Raw genomic sequence first — 20,825 nt, forward strand, 5'->3', positions numbered from 1 at the left:
AGGAGGTCAGAGCCTCTCGGGCACCTCGTTGCCCACGGCGAGGATGCCCCGGCGCATGCGCACCCGCCAGAGCAGGACGCCGCCCAGGACGAAGAAGGCGATGAGGGAGACCACCGCCATCCGGTAGCCGCCGGTGAGGGAGACCACGACCGTGACGGTCAGCGAGCCCAGGAAGGTGGAGCCCTTGTCCGAGATCTGGAACAGGCTGAAGTACTCGGCCTCCCTGCCCCTGGGGATGAGCAGGGAGAACATCGACCGGGCCAGTGACTGGGTGCCGCCCAGCACCAGGCCGATGCCCACACCCAGTGCGATGAACATCCCGACGTTCCCGGCGGGCAGGAACCAGGCCGTGCCCACCAGGCCGATCCACACGGCGATGCTCGCCAGCACGGTCCGCTTCGTTCCCAGGCGGCGGGCCACCGCCCCGGTGGCGAACGCCCCGGCGAAGGCCACGAACTGGATGACCAGGATGGTGGTGATCAGCGCGCCCTGCTCCAGCCCGAGGTCCTGTGTGGCGAAGGGCGCCGCGTAGCGGATCGTGGCCTGGATGCCGTCGTTGAAGAAGATGAAGGCGAGCAGGAACATCAAGCTGTCGGGGTGGTGGCGCATGTCCTTGACCGTGCGGCCGAACTGGCGCATCGCCGCCCCCGGCCCGCTCCTGCCGCGCGCGGCCAGCGCTCCGTAGCGGTCGCGCAGCGGCCGGACGGCCAGGACGGTGAACCCCGCCCACCACACCGCGCAGGAGGCGAACGCGATGCGTACGGCCTCGCCGGTGGTCAGCCCCAGCGAGTCGGCGCTCGTCACGAGGACCAGGTGCGCGGCCAGCAGCAGGGCACCGCCCAGGTACCCCAGGCCCCAGCCGGTGACCGACACCCGGTCGCGCTCGTCGGCCGTGGAGATCTCGGGGAGGAAGGCGTTGTAGACCACGATCGAGAAGCCGTACAGCAGGTTCGCCAGCACGAACAGCACCGAGGCGGCCAGGTAGCCGTCGGAGGCGAGGTACAGGCCCGCCGTGCACAGCGACCCGCCCAGCGCGAACGCCAGCAGCCACCGCTTCTTGTGCCGGGAGTGGTCGGCCATCGCACCCACGACCGGGAGGCCGATGATCTGCAGCAGGATCGCCGCCGTGGTCAGCGCCGGGTACAGGGAGTTGGGGTGCAGGTTCAGGAAGCCCAGGCCCGGGACGTCCAGGACCAGGGACGGGTCCAGGCACGACGCGGCATCGGGAGCGCCGGCCGACGCGCAGGCCAGACCGCTCAGGTAGGGGCCGATGAGCACGGTGACCACCGAGGTCATGAACACCGAGTTGGCCCAGTCGTAGACGTACCAGCCGCGCTGTTCGCGGCGGCGCTCGGCCGGGTCGGCCGAGGGGGCGCCGCCTGCGGCGGGCCCTGCGGAACTCTCCATGGCGGACTATCCGTTCTGTGGGGGAAGGCCGGCTCCGGGTCCGGAGCCGGCGGGGCCCGCCCACTGCCCGCGCCGGACCAGCAGGTCCCGCAGGCCGGCGGTGTTGTCGGTGACGATGCCGTCCACACCCGCGTCGAGCAGGCGTTCCATCACCGCGGTCTCGTTGACCGTCCACACGTGCACCTGCATGCCGAGGCGGTGCGCGGTGCGGATCAGGTCGCGGCTCAGCACGGGGAAGGAGCCCCGCCGCATCGGGATCTGCGCGCACACCGGTGCACGGGAGGCCAGCGGACGCAGCGCGGGGGAGAGCGAGGCGGCCCGCAGGCGGGCCACCTCCACGGGCCCGCACGAGGTGGCGACGGGACGGGGGAACAGGCGCCGTGCCCGGTCCAGGCGCCGCTGGTCGAAGGAGCCCACGCACACCCGGTCCCAGGCGCCGGTGCGGCGCAGCACCTCGACCAGGGGCTCGACGGCGCCGTCCGACTTCAGGTCGATGTTGAACCGCGCGCGGGGCCAGGTGCCGAGCAGGTCCTCCAGCAGCGGCACCGGTTCCAGCCCGCCCACGCGGGCCTGCGCCACCTCGGCGCGGGTCAGGTCGGCGATGGCCCCGGACCTGTCGGTGGCGCGGTCCAGGGTGTCGTCGTGGAAGGCCATGAGCACGCCGTCCTTGGTGGCGTGCACGTCCGTCTCCAGGTACGTGTAGCCCAGATCGAGGGCGTGCTGGAAGGCCGGTGCGGTGTTCTCCAGCTCGGTGCGGCGCACTCCCCGGTCGTCGGTGAGCCATCCACCCCGGTGGGCGAGGGCCAGCGGTACGGGGGAGGAAAGGTAGGCATCGGTCACAAGGGCAGTATGCCCTCGTGCGGGGAACGGGGAAATGTCCGCCGCCGGGAGCCGGCCCTGACCCGAAAACCTGGAATTCCAGGTGGCACGGAGGGGTCGGGGCGGCCTCTGTGTGGAGGTGACGGCGAACGTCGTCCTCTCGGAAGGGAACTGTTCATGTCGCACACCTCTCCCCTTCACTCCTGCCCCCGCCCCGCCTGCGGAGGCCACACCGCCCTGCACCGCCCTGTCGCCACCCCCGCGCGCACCCCCGAGCGCCGCGTGCTCCCCCGGCCGTGTCGGGCGGTGCTGCACGGCCACCGCACCCCCGCCGACGTGTACCTGCTCGCCCAGCAGGTCGCGGAGGTCCTCGTGGGCCGCCGCGCCCCCGAGGCGCTGCGCGACCGCGTGACCGTCCAGGTCCGGGAGGAGCTGCGCCGCCTGCGCGGCGCCGTGCCCTGCCGGCTCGCGCCCCGCCTCGTCCGGGTCTTCCACCAGCCCAGCGGCGACTCCGTCGAGGCCAGCGCCGTGATCGGCTGCGGCATGCGTTCGCGCGCCTTCGCCTTCCGGGCCCACCGCGAGGAGGGCCGCTGGGTGTGCACCAGCCTGGAGACCGACGGGCTGCGCCGCTGACCTCCCGCCGGGGGCGCGGGCCCGCGCCCCCGGCACCCCGCACCCCCAGCGCCCCGCGCCGTGGATTCCCGGGCGGCGCGCCGATAGTGTCCCGGTGGCGCACCCCCGATCCGGCTGCGGACGCGCCGCGCCCCCGCTCGTACGGCGTGCCCAGGACCGGGTACGCCGTCGGAAGAGAAGGAGAGGGCGGCCCCACCGGGACCGCCACCCGTGTATGAGACCTGACGACATCACCCGCCTGCACAGCATCGGCGCCCCGACCCTGTCTCCCGACGGGAGCCGGGCCGTGTTCTCCGTCTCCCGCCCCGACCTGGAGGAGGACGCCTACCTCGGCTCCCTGTGGTCGGTGCCCACCGACGGCTCCGCGCCGCCCTCGCGGCTCACCCGCGGGGACAGGGACCGCGCCCCGGTGTTCTCCCCGGACGGCAGGTGGATCGCCTTCCTGCGCCCCGACGCCGACAAGCGGCCCCAGATCCACGTACTGCCCGCCGACGGCGGCGAACCGTGGGCCCTCACCGCGCACCCCCTGGGTGCGGACGCCCCGGTGTGGAGCCCCGACTCCACCCGCCTGGCCTACACCGCCCGCGTTCCCGAACCCGACAGGTACACCGGCGGCGAGCCGGCCAAGGAGCCGCCCCGGCGCATCACCGCGCTCAAGTACCGGGTGGACGGCCTGGGATTCACCAACGACCGCCGCTCCCACGTGTTCGTCTCCGCGCCTGTGGACCCTTCCGGGGAGGCCGGTGAGCCCGTCCGGGTGACCGACGGGGACCACGACCACCAGGACGTGGCCTGGAGCCCCGACGGCGGTGAGCTGATCTTCTCCGCCTCCCGGCACGGGAGCCGCGACACCGACCTGGTCGTCGACCTCTGGGCCTGCGAGCCCCGGGAGGGCGCGCCTCTGCGACGGGTCACCGCCGGAGAGCTGAGCGCCGGGAAGCCGGAGTACTCCGACGACGGCGCCACCGTGTACTTCCTCGGCGACGAGCTCGGAGAGGACCTGCGCGACTTCGTGGGGCAGACCACCGCCCTGTGGTCGGTGCCCGCCGACGGTTCGTCGGCGCCGGTCCGGCTCACCCCCGCCGAGGACCCGCGGATGATCGGCGGCCCCAGAGCCACCGCGGAGGGCCTGCTGGGGCTGGCCGAGCGGCGCGGCGCCGTGGACCTGGTCCTGGTGCCCCTCGGCGGCGGTCGGCCCCGGGACGTGCTGAGCGGCAAGGCGCAGGTGCAGTCCTTCGACAGCCGGGGCGGTACGGTCGTGGCCGTCGTCTCCGACGGCCGCAGCAGCGGTGAGCTGTTCGCGGTCGGGGAGGACGGCGCCCGGGCGCTCACCTCCTTCACGGAGGGCCCCGAGCCGCTGCCGATGACCGAACTGACGGCGCACGCCCCCGACGGACACCCCGTGCACGGCTGGGTGACCCTGCCCGAGGGAGAGGGCCCGCACCCCGTGGTGCTGATGATCCACGGCGGTCCCTTCGCCGCCTACGGGCACCAGCTCTTCGACGAGACCCAGGTCTACGCGGGAGCCGGGTACGCGGTGGTCATGTGCAACCCGCGCGGCTCCTCCGGCTACGGGCGCGAGCACGGCAGGGCGATCATCGGCTCGGTGGGGGCGGTCACCGCCGCCGACGTGCTGGCGTTCCTGGACGCGGCACTGGAGGACGAGCGGCTGGACTCCTCCCGGGTGGGTGTCATGGGCGGCTCACACGGCGGATTCATGACCACCTGGATCAGCGCCCACCACGGCGAGCGCTTCCGGGCGGCGATCAGCGAGCGCGCCGTGAACGCGATCGACAGTTTCAGGGGATCCTCCGACATCGGGTCGTTCTTTCCCGAGCCGCTGTACGGCCCGGAGGAGACCTGGGAGCGGGAGAGCCCGCTCACCCATGCCGACAAGATCGATGTCCCGATGCTGATCATCCACTCGGAGGAGGACTGGCGCTGCCCGCTGGAGCAGGCCCAGCGCCTGTTCGTCTCGCTGAAGCTGCGCGGGCACGAGACCGAGATGCTGGTCTTCCCCGGTGAGGGGCACGAGCTGACCCGCTCGGGCCTGCCCAGCCACCGCGCGGCCCGCTTCGAGGCGGTCCTGGACTGGTGGCAGCGCCACCTCTAGGAGGCGGTGCGGTGGATGCCGCCCAGGGGGAGTGACGTGCCGGGGCGCCGCGCCCCGGCACGGGCATCCGCCGGACGCGCCCCGGCCGCGGGGGCCCTCCCGGCCTTGCCGTGCCGACCGGGCTCCTCGGACGCCCGCTCCCTCCTTTCATGGAAAACAGGACTATAGTGACTCTGTGTCACAGAATAAGTACGCAGAGTCTCATGTCGACGGAGTCTCGCACCGGGGGAAGGTCGAACGCGTCCTCACCCGCGTCTCCCACAACGACTGGAGCGCGCTGGAACCCCCCGGCATCGGGCGATGGCGGCCCTACCGGAGCGTCAGCGTGATCATCCCCGCACGCGGCGGACAGGAGCGCCTCGACCTCACCCTGGCCTGCCTGGCCGGGCAGACCTACCCCGAGGACCTCCTGGAGGTCGTGGTCGTCGACGACCACTCCTCCCCGCCGCTGCGCCTGCCCCGGCTGCGCCCCGGCCGCTGCCGCCTCCTGCCCGCCCCCGAGGGCGGCCGGGGCGCAGGATACGCACGCGCCTACGGGGCCCACGCCAGCACCGGGGACATCCTCCTGTGGCTCGACGCCGACATGGTCGTGGACCGCGACTTCGTCGAGGCCCAGGTCCGCTGGCACCACGTGCACGCCGAGACCGTCACCCTGGGCCGCGTCCGCTTCGCCGACACAGCCCCCGGAAGCCCCGCCGAGGTCCTGTCCCGGATCCGCGCCGGCACCCTGCACGAGCAGTTCGGCCCCTGCGGCGAACACGACTGGGTGGAGAGGCTGCTCCGCGTCAGCAACGACCTGCGCGAGTCCGACCACCTGGGCTTCCACGCCTACATCGGCGCCGCGGCGGCACTGCGGCGCAGCCTCTACGAGGCGGCCGGCGGCGTCGACCCCGACCTGGACCTGGGCCAGGACACCGAGTTCGGCTACCGGCTCTGGCAGGCGGGGGCCGTCATGGTGCCCGAACCCGCCGCCACCGCCTGGCACATCGGCGGAGCGGGCACCGCCCGCACCCGCCTGCCCTCCGCGCGCTACCGCACCGAGGTGCTCGCCGAACTCATGCCCCATCCCCACGCCTACCGGGAGAGGGTCCCCGTCCACCGCAGGCGCGTGCCCCTCGTACGCGCGGTCGTCGACGTGTCCGGAGCGCCCTACGACCTGGTCCGCGACTGCGTCGACCGGCTGCTGGCCGGCGCCGAGAGCGACCTCGTCCTCACCCTGGTCGCCGACTGGGAGGGCACCGGGAGCGGAGCCCCCGGCGGACCCCGACTCGATCTGCGTCTGATCCAGGCCAACTACCTGCGCGAACCCCGGGTCGGCTTCGCCTCCGCCATGCCGCGCACCGGCTTCCCCTCGCCCTTCCTGCTCCAGGTGCCGGTCACCTGGGGCCTGGGCCAGGTGGCCCTGTCCCGGATGCTGGCCGGTGCCGAGCGCTCCCGCGCCGGACTCACCGAGCTCCTCCCCGCCGGCCCGGCCCTCCCCGGCTCCGGCGTACGGCTGTGGCGCACCCGCGCACTGGCCCGCGCCCTGCGGGTGCGCCGCGCCGGAGAGGATCTGGGCGACGTCGTCACCGAGGTCCACGGCCGCTACCGCATCCACGCGGGGGCGGAGACGCTCACCGACCTGTCGCTGTACCGGCCGGTGCCGCCGCTGCCGCGCACCGAACCCGACCCCGACGGACTCGTCCTCCCCCCAGCCCCCGAGGGCGAGGAGGACGGGCCCCCGCCCCGGCAGGAGAACCGCCGGGGGCCCGGAGGCCGGGCCCGCGCGGCGCGCGGATGGCTGCGCTCCCGGCTGGGGCGCACCCTCCGGAGGGTGCGCGGACCGGGGCGCACGCGCGACTGAACCGGCCTCAGGCGGTACCGATGGAGTCGATCGACGCCAGCAGCTGCTCGCGCAGGCTGTCGTTGACCGGGGTCGACCCGGTCTCGTCCGACGCGGCCTCCTGGCCCTCCGGGCTGACCACGTAGCGCAGGAACGCCTGGACGCGCTCGGCCACGCCCTCCTCCGGGTACTCCTGGCACACGACCTCGTAGCTGACCAGGACCAGCGGGTAGCTGCCCGGCTCGGTGGTGCCGTGGTCCAGATCCAGAGCCAGGTCGTTCTCGCCGGAGCTGTCCTCCCGGCGGGGGGAGTCGGCGACCACCTGGGCGGCGGCCTCCGGGGAGATCTCCACGAACTCGTCTCCCACGCCCACGTCCACGGTCGACATGCCGTGCACGTGCGACATCTCCACGTACCCGATCGCGCCCTCGGCGCGCTTGACCGTGTCGGCGATACCGCTGTTGCCCTGCGCCGACTCGCGCGGCGTGAGCGGCCACTGCCCGTCCGCCTCGTGGGGCCAGGCGTCCGGCGCCGCGGTCTCCAGGTAGCGGGTGAAGTTCTCCGTGGTCCCGGAGTCGTCCGAGCGGTTGACCGGCGTGATCGCCATGTCCGGCAGGTCCACGCCCGGGTTGTCCTCGGCGATCTCCGGGTCGTCCCAGCGCGTGATCTCCTGGTCGAAGATCTTCGCGATGGTCGCGGGGCGCAGGTTCAGCGAGTCGATGCCGTCCAGGTTGAACACCACCGCGATCGCCACCACGTAGGCGGGCAGGTTGAGGGTGCCGGTACCGCCGCAGCGTTCCAGGGCGTCCTCGCTCTCGGCGGGGTCCATCGCCGCGTCGCTCCCGGCGAAGTCCACCGCGCCGTCGATGAACTGGTTGCGGCCGCCACCCGATCCGATGGAGTCGTAGTAGACCCGGGCGTCGGAGCACGCCGACTGGTATCCGGCGATCCAGGTCGTCATCGCGTTCTCCTGGGCGCTGGAGCCCGCACCCGAGAGGCTTCCGGAGAAGCACTCCAGGTCGTCGGGCACCGGCGGCGGGGCCGCATCCCGGACGGCGTCGTCACTGCCGCAGGCGGTGACCGCCAGCAGCAGGCCGGCCAGCGCGGCCGACGCCGCCCCCGCATTGCGTCGGCGGCGCCGGGCGCCTGTCCTGGTGCGCTTGTTGGACGCGAGCACGTCTGCCTTCCACTCCTTCGTCGGTGCCTCGGTTGTCACCGCCTGCCCCACGGCCGCGGCGGCGCGTCGTGGCTGGTGGCGGAGCACCGCCGAAGAATTTAACCATTGGCGGGCAGACGCCCCGAAACCGCCCCGCACGAGGGCGCCACCCGCACGCGCAGGCGTGCATGACACGCGGAGGGCCTGGGCACGGGTACCTGCGTGAGAAGCACGCGCAGCACGCCCACGGCCGTTCCGACGTCAACCTACCGCCTGCAACTGCACCCCGGGTTCACCCTGGAGGACGCCGCGGACCTGCTCGGCCACCTGGACCGGCTCGGAGTGGGTGCGGTCTACCTCTCGCCGGTTCTGACCGCCGCGCCCGGCTCCGGGCACGGCTACGACGTCGTCGACCCCACCCGCGTCTCCGAGGCCCTGGGCGGCCGGGCCGCGCTGGAGACCCTGTCGGCCAAGGCACGGGAACTGGGGATGGGGGTGGTCGCCGACATCGTCCCCAACCACATGTCGGTGGCCTGCCCCGACGCCAACCCCTGGTGGTGGGACGTCCTGCGCCTGGGCCGCGACTCGCCCCGCGCGCGCTTCTTCGACATCGACTTCGACGCCGGCCCGATCCTGATCCCCGTGCTCGCCGACGACGGCGACGGCGGCCGGGCGGCCCTGGCCGACCTCACCCTCTCCGGCGGATGCCTGGCCTACCACGACAAGCGCTACCCGATCGCCCCGGGCACCCTCGACCCCGGCGACACCGCAGAGCAGGTGCACCGGCGCCAGCACTACCGCCTCGTGTCCTGGCGGCGCGGAGACCGCGAGCTCACCTACCGGCGCTTTTTCGACGTCAGCGACCTGGCCGCCGTGCGCGTGGAGGACCCCGACGTGTTCGACGCCACCCACGCCGAGATCCTGAGCTGGGCCGACGAGGGGCGCATCGACGGCCTGCGCGTCGACCACGTCGACGGCCTCACCGACCCCGGAGGCTACCTGCGCGCACTCGCCGCACGCTTTCCCGGGTGGATCGTCGTCGAGAAGATCCTCGCCCCCGGCGAGGAGATCCCGCAGTCCTGGCCCGTGGCCGGAACCACCGGCTACGACGCGATGCGCGTGCTCGGCGGTGTCCTCGTCGACCCCTCCGGGGAGGCCGACCTCACCACCCTGGCACTCGACCAGGGAGTGGAGGCCGACATCGGAGAGGTCGACATCCTCGCCCGCCGCCACGCCGTCGAACACCTGCTGGCGGCCGAGGTGCACCGCATCGCCGCCCTGCTGCCGCCCCGGCCGCCCCGCGGCGGCGGTGACCCCTCCGAGGCGGCGCTGCGCCGGCGCCGGGAGGCCGTCGCCGAACTGCTGTGCTCCTTCGACGTCTACCGCTCCTACCTCCCCGAGGCCGAGGCCGCCTGGGAACGCGCCGTGGCGGCCGCCGCCCGGCACCGCCCCGACCTGGCCGCCGACCTGGACGCGATCGACCACCGCGTCCGCACCGACCCCCGCGGCGAGGCGGCCGTGCGCATCCAGCAGACCAGCGGCATGGTCGCGGGCATGGGCACCGAGAACACCGCCTTCTACCGCGCCACCCGCTTCGCCGCGCTCAACGAGGTCGGAGGCGACCCCGGCGACTTCGCCGTCACCCCTGAGGAGTTCCACGACGACGCCGCCCGCCGCCAGGCACACCGCCCGCACACCATGACCGCCCTGTCCACCCACGACACCAAGCGCTCGGAGGACGTGCGCGCCCGCATGGCCGCCCTGTCCGAGACGGCCGAGGCCTTCTCCGAGGCGGTCCGCCGCTGGACCGAGCGGTGCGCCCTGCCCGAACCCGCACTCAACCTGCTGGGCTGGCAGACCCTCGTGGGCGCCTGGCCCATCGGTGAGGAACGTCTCGCCGACTACCTGATCAAGGCCGCCCGGGAAGCCCGGCTGGGCACCTCCTGGACCGACCCCGACCCCGAGTTCGAGGACCGCGTCCGCGCCTGGCCGGGCCGTGTCCTGGCCGACCGCACCCTGCTCGGCGAGGTGCTGTCGGTCGTGGAATCGGTCCGCGGCGCCGGATGGAGCAACTCCCTGGCCCAGAAGGCCCTCCAGCTCCTGGGGCCCGGTGTGCCCGATATCTACCAGGGCACCGAGCTGTGGGACCTCTCACTGGTCGACCCCGACAACCGGCGCCCCGTCGACCACGCCCTCCGCGCCGACCACCTCTCCCGCCTGGAGGAGGGGTGGCTGCCACCCGTCGACGACACCGGCGCCGCCAAGCTCCACCTGGTCCGCACCTGCCTGCTCCTGCGCCGCGAACTGCGCCCCTCCGGCTACCTGCCGCTGCACGCCGAGGGTCCGGCCCGCCGCCACGCCCTCGCCTTCGCCCGCACCTCCGAGGAATCCGCCTCCCCCGACCTGGCCGTCGTCACCACCCGGCTGCCGCTGGGCCTGGCCGACGCCGGAGGCTGGTCCGGCACCACCCTGCCCCTGCCCTCGGGCCCGGGCACCTGGACCGACCGCCTCACCGGCCGGGCCCTGGCCCCCGACACCGCCGGCGGCCCCGTCCTCGCCCGCCTGGAGGAGGTGCTCGACCGCTACCCTGTCGCGGTCCTGGTCCGCCGCTGACCGCGCCGCAGGTAGGCTGGCGGCGATCATGGCGAGCACCGACACCACACACCGCGCGGGACCTCGACTGCGCATGCCCGGCGCCGTCGCCGCGGCCCTGGCCTGCCCCGTCTGCACGAGCGGGCTCGAACCCCGGGAGCGCGGACTCTCCTGCGACGCGGGGCACAGCTTCGACGTCGCCCGCGAGGGCTACGCCGCCCTGCTCACCGGCGCCACGCCGCCCGGCAGCGGCGACACCAAGGAGATGGTCGCCGACCGCCTGCGCTTCCAGCAGGCCGGACACTACGAGCCCCTCGCCGGCGCCCTCGCCGACACCCTGGCGCGAGAACTCACCGTGCCCGCCCCGCTCGTCGCCGACATCGGCGGCGGCACCGGCCACTACCTGGCCCGCGTGCTCGACGCCCTGCCCGACGCGGTCGGGCTCACCGTCGACGTGTCCAAGTTCGCCGCCCGCAAGGCGGCCCGGGCCCACGAACGCGGCGGCGCCGTCACCGCCGACGCCTGGCGCGCCCTGCCGCTGCGCCAGGACTGCGCCGACGCCCTGCTCAACGTGTTCGCCCCGCGCGGCGCCGACGAGTTCCACCGCGTCCTGCGTCCCGGCGGCGTCCTGCTCGTCGTCACCCCCGCCGCCGACCACCTCGCCGAACTCCGCGGCCCCCTGGGACTGCTGGAGGTCGACCCCCGCAAGGACGAGCGCCTCGCCGACACACTGCACGGCCGCTTCGCACCCGACGGCACCCGCGAGCTGCGCTTCCCGCTGGAGCTGACCCGCGCCGACACCGCCACCGTCGTGGGTATGGGCCCCAGCGCCCGCCACATCGACCCCGCAGCCCTGCACGCACGCATCGCGGCACTGCCCGAACCCGTCGCCGCCACCGCCTCGGTCCGACTGCACACCTACCGGCCCCGCTGACACCCCCTCCGCGGAGCGCCAACCGCGCGTGAGTGCACTGCGACCTGGGTAGACCACCCTGCGTGAACGAGACCACCACGGCCGGTCCCCAGGTGCCCGGGACCGGTGTCGACGGCCACTTCGCCGTGTGGGCACCCCATCTCGGACGGGTCCGCCTGCGCCTGGGCGGCGCCGACGACCCTCACCCGCGCCTCCTGCCCATGGAGCGCGACCGCGACGGCTGGTGGCACACCCACGCGGACGGCGCAGGCCCCGGGACCGACTACGCCTACCTCCTCGACGACGACCCCACCCCGCTGCCCGATCCCCGCTCCCAGCGCCAGCCCCACGGCGTCCACGCACCCGGCCGCGTCCACGACCACACCGCCTTCACCTGGACCGACACCGCCTGGACCGGCCGCGCCCTGCCCGGTGCGGTCGTCTACGAACTCCACGTGGGCACCTTCACCCCCGAGGGCACACTCACCGCCGCCGCCGAGCGGATCGACCACCTCGTCTCCCTCGGCGTCACCCACGTCCAGCTCATGCCCGTCAACGCCTTCGACGGCACCCACGGCTGGGGCTACGACGGCGTCCTGTGGTACGCCGTCCACGAGCCCTACGGAGGCCCCGACGCCCTCAAGGCCTTCGTCGACGCCTGCCACGGCCGCGGCCTGGCCGTCCTGCTCGACGTGGTCCACAACCACCTCGGCCCCTCCGGCGCCTACCTGCCCCGCTTCGGCCCCTACTTCTCCGGCGAGAACGACTGGGGCCCCGCCCTCAACCTCGACGGCCCCGACTCCGACCCCGTCCGCCGCCACGTCCTCGACAACGCCCTGGGCTGGCTGCGCCACTACCACCTCGACGGGCTGCGCCTGGACGCCGTGCACGCCCTGCGCGACGACCGCGCCACACCGATCCTCGCCGAGCTCTCCGCCGAGACCGATGCCCTGGCAACCGCCCTGGGCCGTCCGCTCTCCCTCATCGCCGAGTCCGACCGCAACGACCCGCGCACCGTCACCCCGATCGAGGCCGGAGGACTGGGCATGACCGCCCAGTGGGCCGACGACATCCACCATGCCCTGCACACCGCCCTCACCGGTGAGACCCACGGCTACTACGCCGACTTCGCCGGCCCCGACGCGCTGGCCGGCACCCTCACCCGCGTCTTTCGACACGAGGGCACCTACTCCACCTTCCGCCGCCGCACCCACGGTGCGCCCGTGGACACCGCGCGCACCCCCGGACACCGCTTTCTGGCCTACCTGAGCACCCACGACCAGATCGGCAACCGCGCCCGCGGAGACCGCATGGCCGAGCACGCCTCCCCGGACCTGCTCGCCTGCGGAGCCGCACTGGTGCTCTGCTCGCCCTACACGCCGATGATCTTCATGGGGGAGGAGTGGGCGGCGACCACCCCTTGGCCCTTCTTCGCCTCCTTCCCCGACCCCGACCTCGCCGAAGGGGTGCGGCGCGGACGCCGCCGCGAGTTCGCCGCCCTGGGTTGGAACGAGGAGGACATCCCCGATCCCATGGACCCCGCCACCCGCGACAGCGCCGTGCTCGACTGGTCCCAGCCCGCCCGCGAACCGCACGCCGAGGTACTGGAGACCTACCGCGCCCTCACCGCCCTGCGCCGCACCGAACCCGAGCTCGCCGACCCGCGCCTGGACCGCTTCGCCGCCGAGGCCGACGGCGGCCGCGTCGTCCTGACCCGCGGCACCCTGCGCCTGGCCTGCAACCTCACCGCCGAGGACACCGAGATCACCCTCGACGCGCCCGTCCGCACCACCGTGTTCGCCTCGGGCAAGCACGACGCCGACGGCACCCGGCTGCACCTGGCAGGCGAATCCTTCGCCCTCGTGCGCGTGGACGGCTCGGCCGTGCGGCACCCCGGACCGCCACCGACCGGATGAGAGGTACCCGCCGGGCGCGAGCGCGGGGAAGCGGGACGGTCCTCTTCCCCCGGAGAAAATCGTTGGCGCACCTCCTGCTCCGAGAGCGACACTGGGGCCATGGGCGACTTCGCGCAGTTCGACACCCGCCGCTACCGCACCGTCGGCATCGCCGCCGGCTACGACGGCTGGTCGGCCACCTACGAGGACTCGGTGCTCGACGCCATGGACATCGCGCTCCTCGACGGCCTCACGCTTCCCCGGAAGGCACTGGACCGCGTCGCCGACCTGGGCTGCGGCACCGGCCGGACCGCCACCTGGCTGCGCGGCAGGGGCGCGGCACACATCGACGGTGTCGACCTCAGCCCCGGGATGCTCGCCCTGGCAGAGAGGCGCGGCGCCCACGACAGCCTCACCGAGGGGGACGTGCGCCGGACCGGTCTGCCCGGCGCCTCCTACGGCCTGGTCGCCGCCTCCCTGATCGACGAGCACCTGCCCGACCTCACCCCCCTGTACGCCGAGGCCCGCCGCCTGGCCCGCCCCGGCGGCCTGTTCGTGCTCGCCTCCTACCACCCGCACTTCGCGATGCTCACCGGCATGCCCACCCACTACACCGACGCCTCCGGTGAGAACGTGGCCATCGCGACCCACGTCCACCTGGTCAGCGACCACGTACGCGCCGCCGCGGCGGCCGGATGGACCCTGGCCGAGATGCGCGAGGGGCTGGTCGACGACACCTGGGTGGCGGCCAAGCCCAGGTGGGAGAGGTACCGGGGCCACCCGGTCTCGGCCGCCTACACCTGGCGCTGACTCAGCTCAGCAGGGCGGCCGACCACACGCCGCGATGGCGCTCGACGTGGTCGGCTGCCGGCCCCCAGTGCTCGGCGTGGCCCTCGGCGTGCAGGCGCGCCCACGGCTGCCGGCCCGTTCCGGCACCCTCCACCAGCAGTTCGTACATGCCGCGCACCCGGCGCGCGATCGCCCCGGGCAGTTCCTCGCGCTGGGCGCGGTCGCAGCCGTAGCCGTCGGCCAGCGCCCGCAGCCTGCGGGCGCTCCGTTCCGGATCGCCGCCCTGGTGCAGCGGCACGAACCCGTGCGCCGCGTAACCCAGATCCCCCATCCGGGTTCCGGGGCCGGCGCCGTCCCAGTCGACGAACACCCACCGCTCACCGTTGCGCACCAGGTTCCAGGGCGCCAGGTCGTGGTGGCAGATGATCTCCTCGCGTTCGTCGGGGATCACCACGTCCCACACGGGGGTCCAGGTGCTCGGTGGCCGGTAGACGGCGGCCAGGTCGTGCAGGCGGCGGATCATCCCGCCCAGCCGCCGCAGCTCTTCCTCCGTCATCGGCGGCATCCGGTCGGCGAGGGTCCCCGGGACGTACTCCAGCATCTGATCACCGCGCAGCGACCGGCCGAACGCGCGGGGCGCACCCTCGTATCCCTGCCGGTTCAGGTGGTGCAGGAAATGGGTGACCGCCGGGGCGCCGCGGTGCCATTGCTTGCGCACGGTGTCGCCCACGCGCACCACCGGCCCCGAGGTGTTGCCGCCCTCCAGCACCTCTCCGCCGGCACATACCTGTTCCATGGCCGCCATCATCACGGTCGGCGGGCGGTGCCGTCCACCTCTTTTCCCCTCCGCGCCGGACCCGCGCTGCTTCCGGGCCCGGCCCCTTCCCCGGGCCTCCGGCCCGCAGGACGTGAGAACGGCCCCGTCCCACCGAGGGGACGGAGCCGTCGCGAGAGGTGAGGGGTACGGCCGATGTCCGGTCCGCCCCGCAGCGGACCGGACACCGGACCGGTCGCGGCGCCGCACTGCGCTTGCGGCGCCGGTTCTCAGGTCCTGCTGATCCTGCGCCCGGTCACCCTGCCCGGCGTGATCTTCAGAACCTGGTCACGGCTGCCTTCGGCCCATGGCTGGGGGAGGCGGCCTTGTGGAATGCGGGCCAGTTCGTTGGCGTCGCGGACCCAGCGGCAGTGGCCCGTCGCGAGCACGCTCCACCCCTCGCGGCGCTCGTCGTCGAACAGGTCGACCTGGAAGGCGGCGTGGCCGCGTGCGTAGCGCATGATGGTGCCCGCCAGGGTGGACCGGAACACGATCACGTCGTTGAGCAGCGCGTAGTTGACCGGGAGCACGGTCGGAGCCGCGTCGCCGTCGATCGTGAAGGCCACCCGGCCGATGTCGCGCGAGCCGAGAAGCTCGAAGCATGCGCTCCGATCGAGGACGCTGAAGTTGGCCTTTCGGTCCCCGCCGATGACGTCGGTCCCCATCTGTGCCTCCTCGTCCTCGCTGAGCCGGCGCGTGCCGGCGAAGTCGTCGTCCCCCGCGCGCTGCTCCGGAGCTCTCCCCGCGGCAGTGCCCTGCGCGCCGGCACCTCTTGCCTGGAACATCACAACGCCCCCCGAATCCTGGTGCCTTCGCCACCATTCTCGCTGTTCACCCGGGGTGGGCGTAGGGTACGGCCGCCCCCGGGCGCGCGACGAAGGTCCCTGCCCCGCGACTACCCACGGGGCCGCCCGGCCCAAACTGGAAGGGACCTATGGCCCCTACGGCGGCGGTTTCCGCTGCATAGGGTGGTTGTGCGGGGACCATGGCCTCGGTCCCGGCCCGACCTCGCGGCGCGGACCGGCCCTCCGGTGAACGACAATGGGCACGGCGACCGGGTATCCCACAACCGAGGCGGCCAGTGCCGCCGGCAGGTCACCAGCGCTGAGGAGGTGCGCACCTGATGGGCGGCGACACAACGATCCGGGTGTTCCTGGTGGACGACCACGAGATCGTCCGGCGGGGCGTCGGTTCCCTGCTCGACGACGAGGAGGGCATCGAGGTGGTCGGCGAGGCGGGAACCGCCGCGCAGGCCATGGCGAGGATTCCCGCACTCGAGCCCGACGTGGTCGTGCTCGACGTCCGGCTTCCCGACGGGGACGGCGTCACCGTCTGCCGGGACATCCGCTCGATGCTCCCCGACACCCGCATGCTCATGCTCACGTCCTACTCCGACGACGAGGCCCTCTACGGCGCCGTCATGGCCGGGGCCTCGGGCTACATCCTCAAGCAGATCCACGGCACCGACCTGGTGGGCGCGGTCCGCACCGTGGCCCAGGGACGCTCGCTGCTCGACCCCGAGTCGACGGCCCGCATGCTCAACCGGCTGCGTGAGGAGGCCGGGCGCAAGGACCCGCTGAGCGAGCTGACCGAGCAGGAGCGCCGCGTCCTGGAGCTCATCGGCGAGGGCCTGACCAACCGGGAGATCGGCGCCCGCATGTACCTGGCGGAGAAGACGGTCAAGAACTACGTCTCCCGTGTGCTGGCCAAGCTCGGTATGGCCCGCCGCACCCAGGCCGCGGCCTACGCCGTCCGCCTGTCCATGGACCAGCAGAGTTCCTGAACCGACATGTGCGGGGGGCCGCACCCGAACGGGTGCGGCCCCCCGCACGTGCGCGGAGCGCGGGGTCAGTCGCCGAGGGCGGGGGCGGGCATGTCTCCGGCGGCTGCCTCGGGAAGCCGCACCGGAGCGGACCACTCGACGACGGTCCCCTCGCCGGGGCCGGTGGCCACCGCCATCGACCCGCCCAGCTCCTCGGCGCGCGAGGCCATGTTGCGCAGGCCGCTGCGCGCCACGCCCTCGGGGATGCCGCAGCCGTTGTCGGAGACCCGCAGGACCACCTCGTCGTCGCTCACCGACAGCTCCACGTCCACCGACGTGGCCTTGGCGTGGCGGGCGGCGTTGGACAGCAGCTCGCGCAGTACCGCCGACAGGTGGGCGCCCACGGTCTCGTCGACCGTGTTGTCCACCGGCCCCTGGGTGAGCAGTCTCGGCGCGAACCCCAGCGTGTCGGAGGCGGAGTTGACCAGGTCCAGCACCTGTGAGCGCAGCGTCGAGGCCTCGTCCCCCGAGTGCTGCAGCGCGAAGATCGTGGAGCGGATCTGGCGGATCGTGTCGTCCAGGTCGTTGACGGCGCGCTGCACCCGGTCGGCCGAGGCGCTGTCGTCGATCCTGCGGACGGTGCCCATCAGGGTGATCGCGGTGGCGTAGAGCCGCTGGATCACCGTGTCGTGCAGGTCGCGCGCGATGCGGTCGCGGTCCTCCAGAACGCTGAGCCGCTCGGAGTCCAGGCGCGCCTCGGCCAGCTCCAGCGCGACCGCGGCCTGGTTGGCGAACGACGACAGCATGCCCATCCAGCTGTTCTGGAACTCCTCCTGCTCGGCGGTGCGGGCCAGGAACAGCACGCCCCGCGCGCCGTCGGGCGGGCCGAAGGGCAGCACGAGGACCGGGCCCAGACCGAGCCGGGCCAGGAACTCCACGTCCCGGTCGCAGTACTCGGAGATGTTGGTCTGGACGTGCCTGCCGCTGAGGTAGACCCGTCCCAGGAGGGTGTCGGGCGCACAGGTCAGGGAGGCGCCCCGGATCCCGGTGGCGACGGTGGAGCGGGGGCCGAGGACGTTCCTGTGCCCGGGCGGGGCGTCCTCGTCCGGGCCGTCCCACACCCGCACGGTCAGGGTCCCCGGTTCCTCCCCCGGCATGGCGATGACGGCGACGTCGGCGTGCGCCATGAGCCGTGCGCGCCGTGCCACCAGGCGCAGCACCTCCTCGGGCGGCGCACCCGACAGCAGCCGGGTGGTGATCTGTCCCGAGGCGTCCAGCCAGGTCTCCCTGCTCTGGGTCTGGGCGAACAGCTGTGCGTTCTCGATGGCGGTGCCCGCCGCGGTGGCCAGAGCGCGCAGGAGCAGTTCGTCGTCGACGGTGAACTGCGTGCCGTCCTGCTTGTCGGTCATGTACAGGTTGCCGAACACCCGGTCCCGGATGCGGATCGGGACCCCCAGGAAGGACCGCATCACCGGGTGGCCCTCGGGGAAGCCGCGCGACTCGGGGTGCTCGGAGACATCGCCCAGCCGCAGCGGCTCGGGCTCCTTGATGAGCAGGCCGAGGATGCCTTCGCCCCGGGGCCAGTGGTCGATGGAGGAGATCTCGTGCGGCTCCAGACCGACCGGGATGAACTGGCTCATCTCGCCGTCCTCCCCGATCACGCCGAGCGCGCCGTAGCGAGCGTTGACCAGGCTGGTCGCGGTCTCGGCGATGCGCAGCAGAAGCGGGTCGAGGTCGAGCCCCTCGCCGATGGAGACGACGGCCTCCAGCAGTGTCCGCAGCCGCTCGTGCGCGGTGGAGATCTCGCTCATCCGCGAACGGACCTCGTCGAGCAGATCGTCCAGCCGTACCTGCGGCAGGGACAGCCGCTCCTGCCCTCGAAGCGCGTGCGCGCCGCCGACCGTGTCACTCATCTGGGGCTCTTTTCGACAGCTGCCAAGGTCTGGAACCGAGTCTAGGTCCACCATCCGGACACCCGCAGCCGGGCTGTCACAAGCTTTTCGTGCCCTCCCTCACACGCGGTGATCGGGCGTGTCCGCACCCGCTGCGGGGCCTTCCGGAGGTGCGGGGGCCCTCTCCGGGTACTGATGGAGGGAGCCGCATCCGCAGCCGCGAGGAGGAACCTGTGACCGAGACGCACCGGGGCGCCGTGCTCTTCGACCTGTTCGGTGTCATCGCCCTTCCCCAGGACGATGCGGGCAAGGGCCGCCTCGTCCGGACGGCGGGCGTGCCCAACGAGCCGTTCTGGAAGGCCTACTGGGACCTGCGCCGGCGCTACGACCGCGGCGATCTGGACGGGTACGCCTACTGGAAGGGCGTGGGGGAGCGGCTGGGCACCGAGTTCGACGACGCCAAGATCATCGAGCTGCTCAAGTTCGACGTCGAGAGCTGGCGCGGCGTCGACTCCGAGATGGTCGACCTCGTGCAGGGGCTCGCCGCCTCCGGGCGCACCATCGGACTGCTGTCCAACATCCCCACCGAGCTCGCCGACCGCTTCGAGAACGAGAACCGCTGGCTGGAGGCGTTCGGGGTGGTGGCCTTCTCCTGCCGCATCAACATGGCCAAGCCCGAGGCCGGCGCCTACCTGTGGTGCGCCGAGCGCATGGGCGTCGATCCCCGGGACATCCTGTTCACCGACGACCGCCTCGACAACGTCGAGGCCGCCCGGGGCGTGGGCATGCGGGGCCACGTGTTCACCAACGCCGGGACGCTGCGCCGGCTGCTGGGGGAGTGAGCGCCCCCGCGCCGGGCCTGCCGCGGGCGGGGCCTTCCGGGATCCGCCGACCGGACCGCCTTCTGCGGCAGTGCTCCCGCGGGGGCGGGGTCTCAGTCCTCGGGGAGGCCGGGAACGCCTCCGGTGCGCACGACGCGGGTGCAGCGGTCCCGGAAGCGCTTGACCAGCTCGCCGTTGGGGCGGTCGCTGCGCTCGACCCACGCGCGGGCGGCCTCGTCGGTGGCGCCGCCCGCGAGCTGCCTGCGGTGCAGGCGGCGCTCGCGCAGGGCGTCGTCGGCCTCCACGTACCACAGCTCGGCGAACAGCTCCCGCAGCCCGGCCCACGGTTCCTCGTCCCAGGCCAGGTAGTTGCCCTCGGTCACCACCAGGGCGGTGCGGGGCGCGATCACGTGCCGGGCGGCGACGGGCTCGTGCAGATCGCGGTCGTAGTCGGGCACGTAGACGGGGTTTCCCGTCTCGGTGAGCAGGCGGCGCACCAGGGCCGCGTACCCGTGGGCGTCGAAGGTGTCGGGGGCTCCCTTGCGGTCGAGCCGGCCCAGGCGGGAGAGCTGGGCGTTGGACAGGTGGAAGCCGTCCATCGGCACATATCCGGCCGTGCCCTCCCCCAGGCGCGCGTCGACCTGCTCGACCAGGTGGCGGGCGAGCGTGGACTTGCCGGCGCCCGGAGCGCCGGTCAGCCCCAGGAGGGCGCGGTGCCCGGAGGCGGAGGCCTCCTCGGCCAGTGCGAGGACGTCGTCGAGAGGTACGGGCATGTTCCGAGCCTACGTGTCGCGGTGCCGGCGGGCGGGTCGCCCGCCCGCCGGCACCGGGTCAGGGGATGTGGCCGACGTGGGCCAGGGCCTGCCGCAGCAGCACGTCCTCGCCGCCGGCCATCTCGGCGTGCAGTTGCGGGCCAGCCGCCTCCTGCACGGTGAACCACACCAGGTCCAGTGCGTCCTGGCGGGGCTGGCAGTCACCCGCCACGGGGACGATGTAGGCCATCGCGACCGCGTGCTGGCGGGAGTCGTGGAAGGGCGTCACACCCCGGGTGGGGAAGTACTCGGCGACGGTGAAGGGCTGGGGAGAGGCGGGGACGCGCGGCAGCGCCACCGGGCCCAGGTCCTTCTCCAGGTGGCGCAGCAGTGCGTCACGCACGCGCTCGTGGTAGAGCACCCGGCCCGAGACCACCGACCGGTGGAAGCTCCCGTCCGGCGTCGCCCGCAGGAGCAGGCCCACGTGGGTCACCTGCCCGGCCTCGTCCACCCGCACCGGCACGGCCTGTACGTACAGGATGGGCATACGGGCGCGGATACTCTCCAGTTCCTGGGATGTCAGCCACCCGGGCCGGGTGTCGGCGGTCTCGGTCATAGGGGTGTGCGGCGGTCCCCGCCGCGCAG

Annotated in this window: 17 protein-coding genes; 9 read left to right on the forward strand and 8 right to left on the reverse strand. The window is 73.5% G+C overall.

Annotated features, from left to right (window positions below; all coding sequences use genetic code 11):
* Positions 1-6: 6 nt before the first annotated feature.
* Both FHS13_RS08920 and FHS13_RS08925 read right to left on the reverse strand, forming a co-directional pair.
* Complete coding sequence (locus FHS13_RS08920) at positions 7-1,407, reverse strand: MFS transporter (RefSeq protein WP_184290356.1); 1,401 nt, start codon at positions 1,405-1,407, stop codon at positions 7-9.
* Positions 1,408-1,413: 6 nt separating this feature from the next.
* Positions 1,414-2,247 carry a glycerophosphodiester phosphodiesterase family protein gene (locus FHS13_RS08925; protein WP_184290358.1) on the reverse strand — a complete coding sequence of 278 codons (834 nt, stop codon included), beginning with the start codon at positions 2,245-2,247 and terminating at the stop codon, positions 1,414-1,416.
* Between the two features lie 156 nt (positions 2,248-2,403).
* Between FHS13_RS08925 and FHS13_RS08930 the strand changes: the two genes are divergently transcribed.
* From FHS13_RS08930 to FHS13_RS08940, 3 genes are all read left to right on the forward strand, one after another.
* Complete coding sequence (locus tag FHS13_RS08930) at positions 2,404-2,859, forward strand: Rv3235 family protein (protein ID WP_184290360.1); 456 nt, start codon at positions 2,404-2,406, stop codon at positions 2,857-2,859.
* A gap of 214 nt (positions 2,860-3,073) precedes the next feature.
* Positions 3,074-4,972 (forward strand): S9 family peptidase, encoded by a 1,899-nt coding sequence (locus FHS13_RS08935; protein ID WP_184290362.1) that lies wholly within the window; start codon positions 3,074-3,076, stop codon positions 4,970-4,972.
* A 175-nt stretch (positions 4,973-5,147) separates the two neighbouring features.
* A complete protein-coding gene (locus FHS13_RS08940; protein ID WP_184290364.1) occupies positions 5,148-6,815 on the forward strand; it encodes a glycosyltransferase in 1,668 nt (555 codons plus the stop codon).
* A 7-nt stretch (positions 6,816-6,822) separates the two neighbouring features.
* Here the strand turns inward: FHS13_RS08940 and pstS are convergent, their stop codons facing one another.
* Positions 6,823-7,971, reverse strand: coding sequence for a phosphate ABC transporter substrate-binding protein PstS (gene pstS, locus FHS13_RS08945; RefSeq protein WP_184290366.1), 1,149 nt, complete (start codon positions 7,969-7,971; stop codon positions 6,823-6,825).
* Between the two features lie 201 nt (positions 7,972-8,172).
* Between pstS and treY the strand changes: the two genes are divergently transcribed.
* The 4 genes from treY (at position 8,173) to FHS13_RS08965 (ending at position 14,160) form a co-directional block, all read left to right on the forward strand.
* Positions 8,173-10,563, forward strand: a complete 2,391-nt coding sequence (treY, locus tag FHS13_RS08950; RefSeq protein ID WP_184290368.1) for a malto-oligosyltrehalose synthase — start codon at positions 8,173-8,175, stop codon at positions 10,561-10,563.
* Positions 10,564-10,636: 73 nt separating this feature from the next.
* Entirely contained in the window at positions 10,637-11,476 is an 840-nt protein-coding gene (locus FHS13_RS08955) for a putative RNA methyltransferase (protein ID WP_425491171.1), read from the forward strand.
* A 62-nt stretch (positions 11,477-11,538) separates the two neighbouring features.
* Positions 11,539-13,371 carry a malto-oligosyltrehalose trehalohydrolase gene (treZ, locus tag FHS13_RS08960; RefSeq protein WP_184290372.1) on the forward strand — a complete coding sequence of 611 codons (1,833 nt, stop codon included), beginning with the start codon at positions 11,539-11,541 and terminating at the stop codon, positions 13,369-13,371.
* A 99-nt stretch (positions 13,372-13,470) separates the two neighbouring features.
* Entirely contained in the window at positions 13,471-14,160 is a 690-nt protein-coding gene (locus FHS13_RS08965) for a class I SAM-dependent DNA methyltransferase (protein WP_184290374.1), read from the forward strand.
* A gap of 1 nt (position 14,161) precedes the next feature.
* Here the strand turns inward: FHS13_RS08965 and FHS13_RS08970 are convergent, their stop codons facing one another.
* Both FHS13_RS08970 and FHS13_RS08975 read right to left on the reverse strand, forming a co-directional pair.
* Positions 14,162-14,935, reverse strand: coding sequence for a phosphotransferase enzyme family protein (locus FHS13_RS08970; RefSeq protein ID WP_246404987.1), 774 nt, complete (start codon positions 14,933-14,935; stop codon positions 14,162-14,164).
* Between the two features lie 248 nt (positions 14,936-15,183).
* The gene (locus FHS13_RS08975) at positions 15,184-15,738 is read right to left on the reverse strand and encodes a pyridoxamine 5'-phosphate oxidase family protein (protein ID WP_184290379.1); all 555 of its coding nucleotides are present in this window, start codon (positions 15,736-15,738) and stop codon (positions 15,184-15,186) included.
* 338 nt (positions 15,739-16,076) lie between these two features.
* Here FHS13_RS08975 and FHS13_RS08980 point away from each other — a divergent pair, with 338 nt between their 5' ends.
* Positions 16,077-16,736: a response regulator gene (locus FHS13_RS08980; protein ID WP_184290381.1), complete on the forward strand. Its 660-nt coding sequence runs from the start codon at positions 16,077-16,079 to the stop codon at positions 16,734-16,736.
* A gap of 65 nt (positions 16,737-16,801) precedes the next feature.
* On the opposite strand, the gene FHS13_RS08985 is transcribed toward FHS13_RS08980, so the two are convergent.
* Positions 16,802-18,628 (reverse strand): GAF domain-containing sensor histidine kinase, encoded by a 1,827-nt coding sequence (locus FHS13_RS08985; RefSeq protein WP_184290383.1) that lies wholly within the window; start codon positions 18,626-18,628, stop codon positions 16,802-16,804.
* 212 nt (positions 18,629-18,840) lie between these two features.
* Between FHS13_RS08985 and FHS13_RS08990 the strand changes: the two genes are divergently transcribed.
* Positions 18,841-19,449: an HAD-IA family hydrolase gene (locus FHS13_RS08990; RefSeq protein ID WP_184290384.1), complete on the forward strand. Its 609-nt coding sequence runs from the start codon at positions 18,841-18,843 to the stop codon at positions 19,447-19,449.
* A 92-nt stretch (positions 19,450-19,541) separates the two neighbouring features.
* Here FHS13_RS08990 and FHS13_RS08995 read toward each other — a convergent pair whose 3' ends face one another.
* Together FHS13_RS08995 and FHS13_RS09000 are read right to left on the reverse strand one after the other, a co-directional pair.
* Positions 19,542-20,201 carry a nucleoside/nucleotide kinase family protein gene (locus FHS13_RS08995; protein ID WP_184290386.1) on the reverse strand — a complete coding sequence of 220 codons (660 nt, stop codon included), beginning with the start codon at positions 20,199-20,201 and terminating at the stop codon, positions 19,542-19,544.
* A gap of 58 nt (positions 20,202-20,259) precedes the next feature.
* Entirely contained in the window at positions 20,260-20,796 is a 537-nt protein-coding gene (locus tag FHS13_RS09000) for an NUDIX hydrolase family protein (RefSeq protein WP_184290387.1), read from the reverse strand.
* Positions 20,797-20,825: the final 29 nt, after the last annotated feature.

The sequence above is a fragment of the Nocardiopsis algeriensis genome, from assembly GCF_014203695.1.
In the GTDB taxonomy this organism is placed as follows: Bacteria; Actinomycetota; Actinomycetes; order Streptosporangiales; family Streptosporangiaceae; genus Nocardiopsis; species Nocardiopsis algeriensis.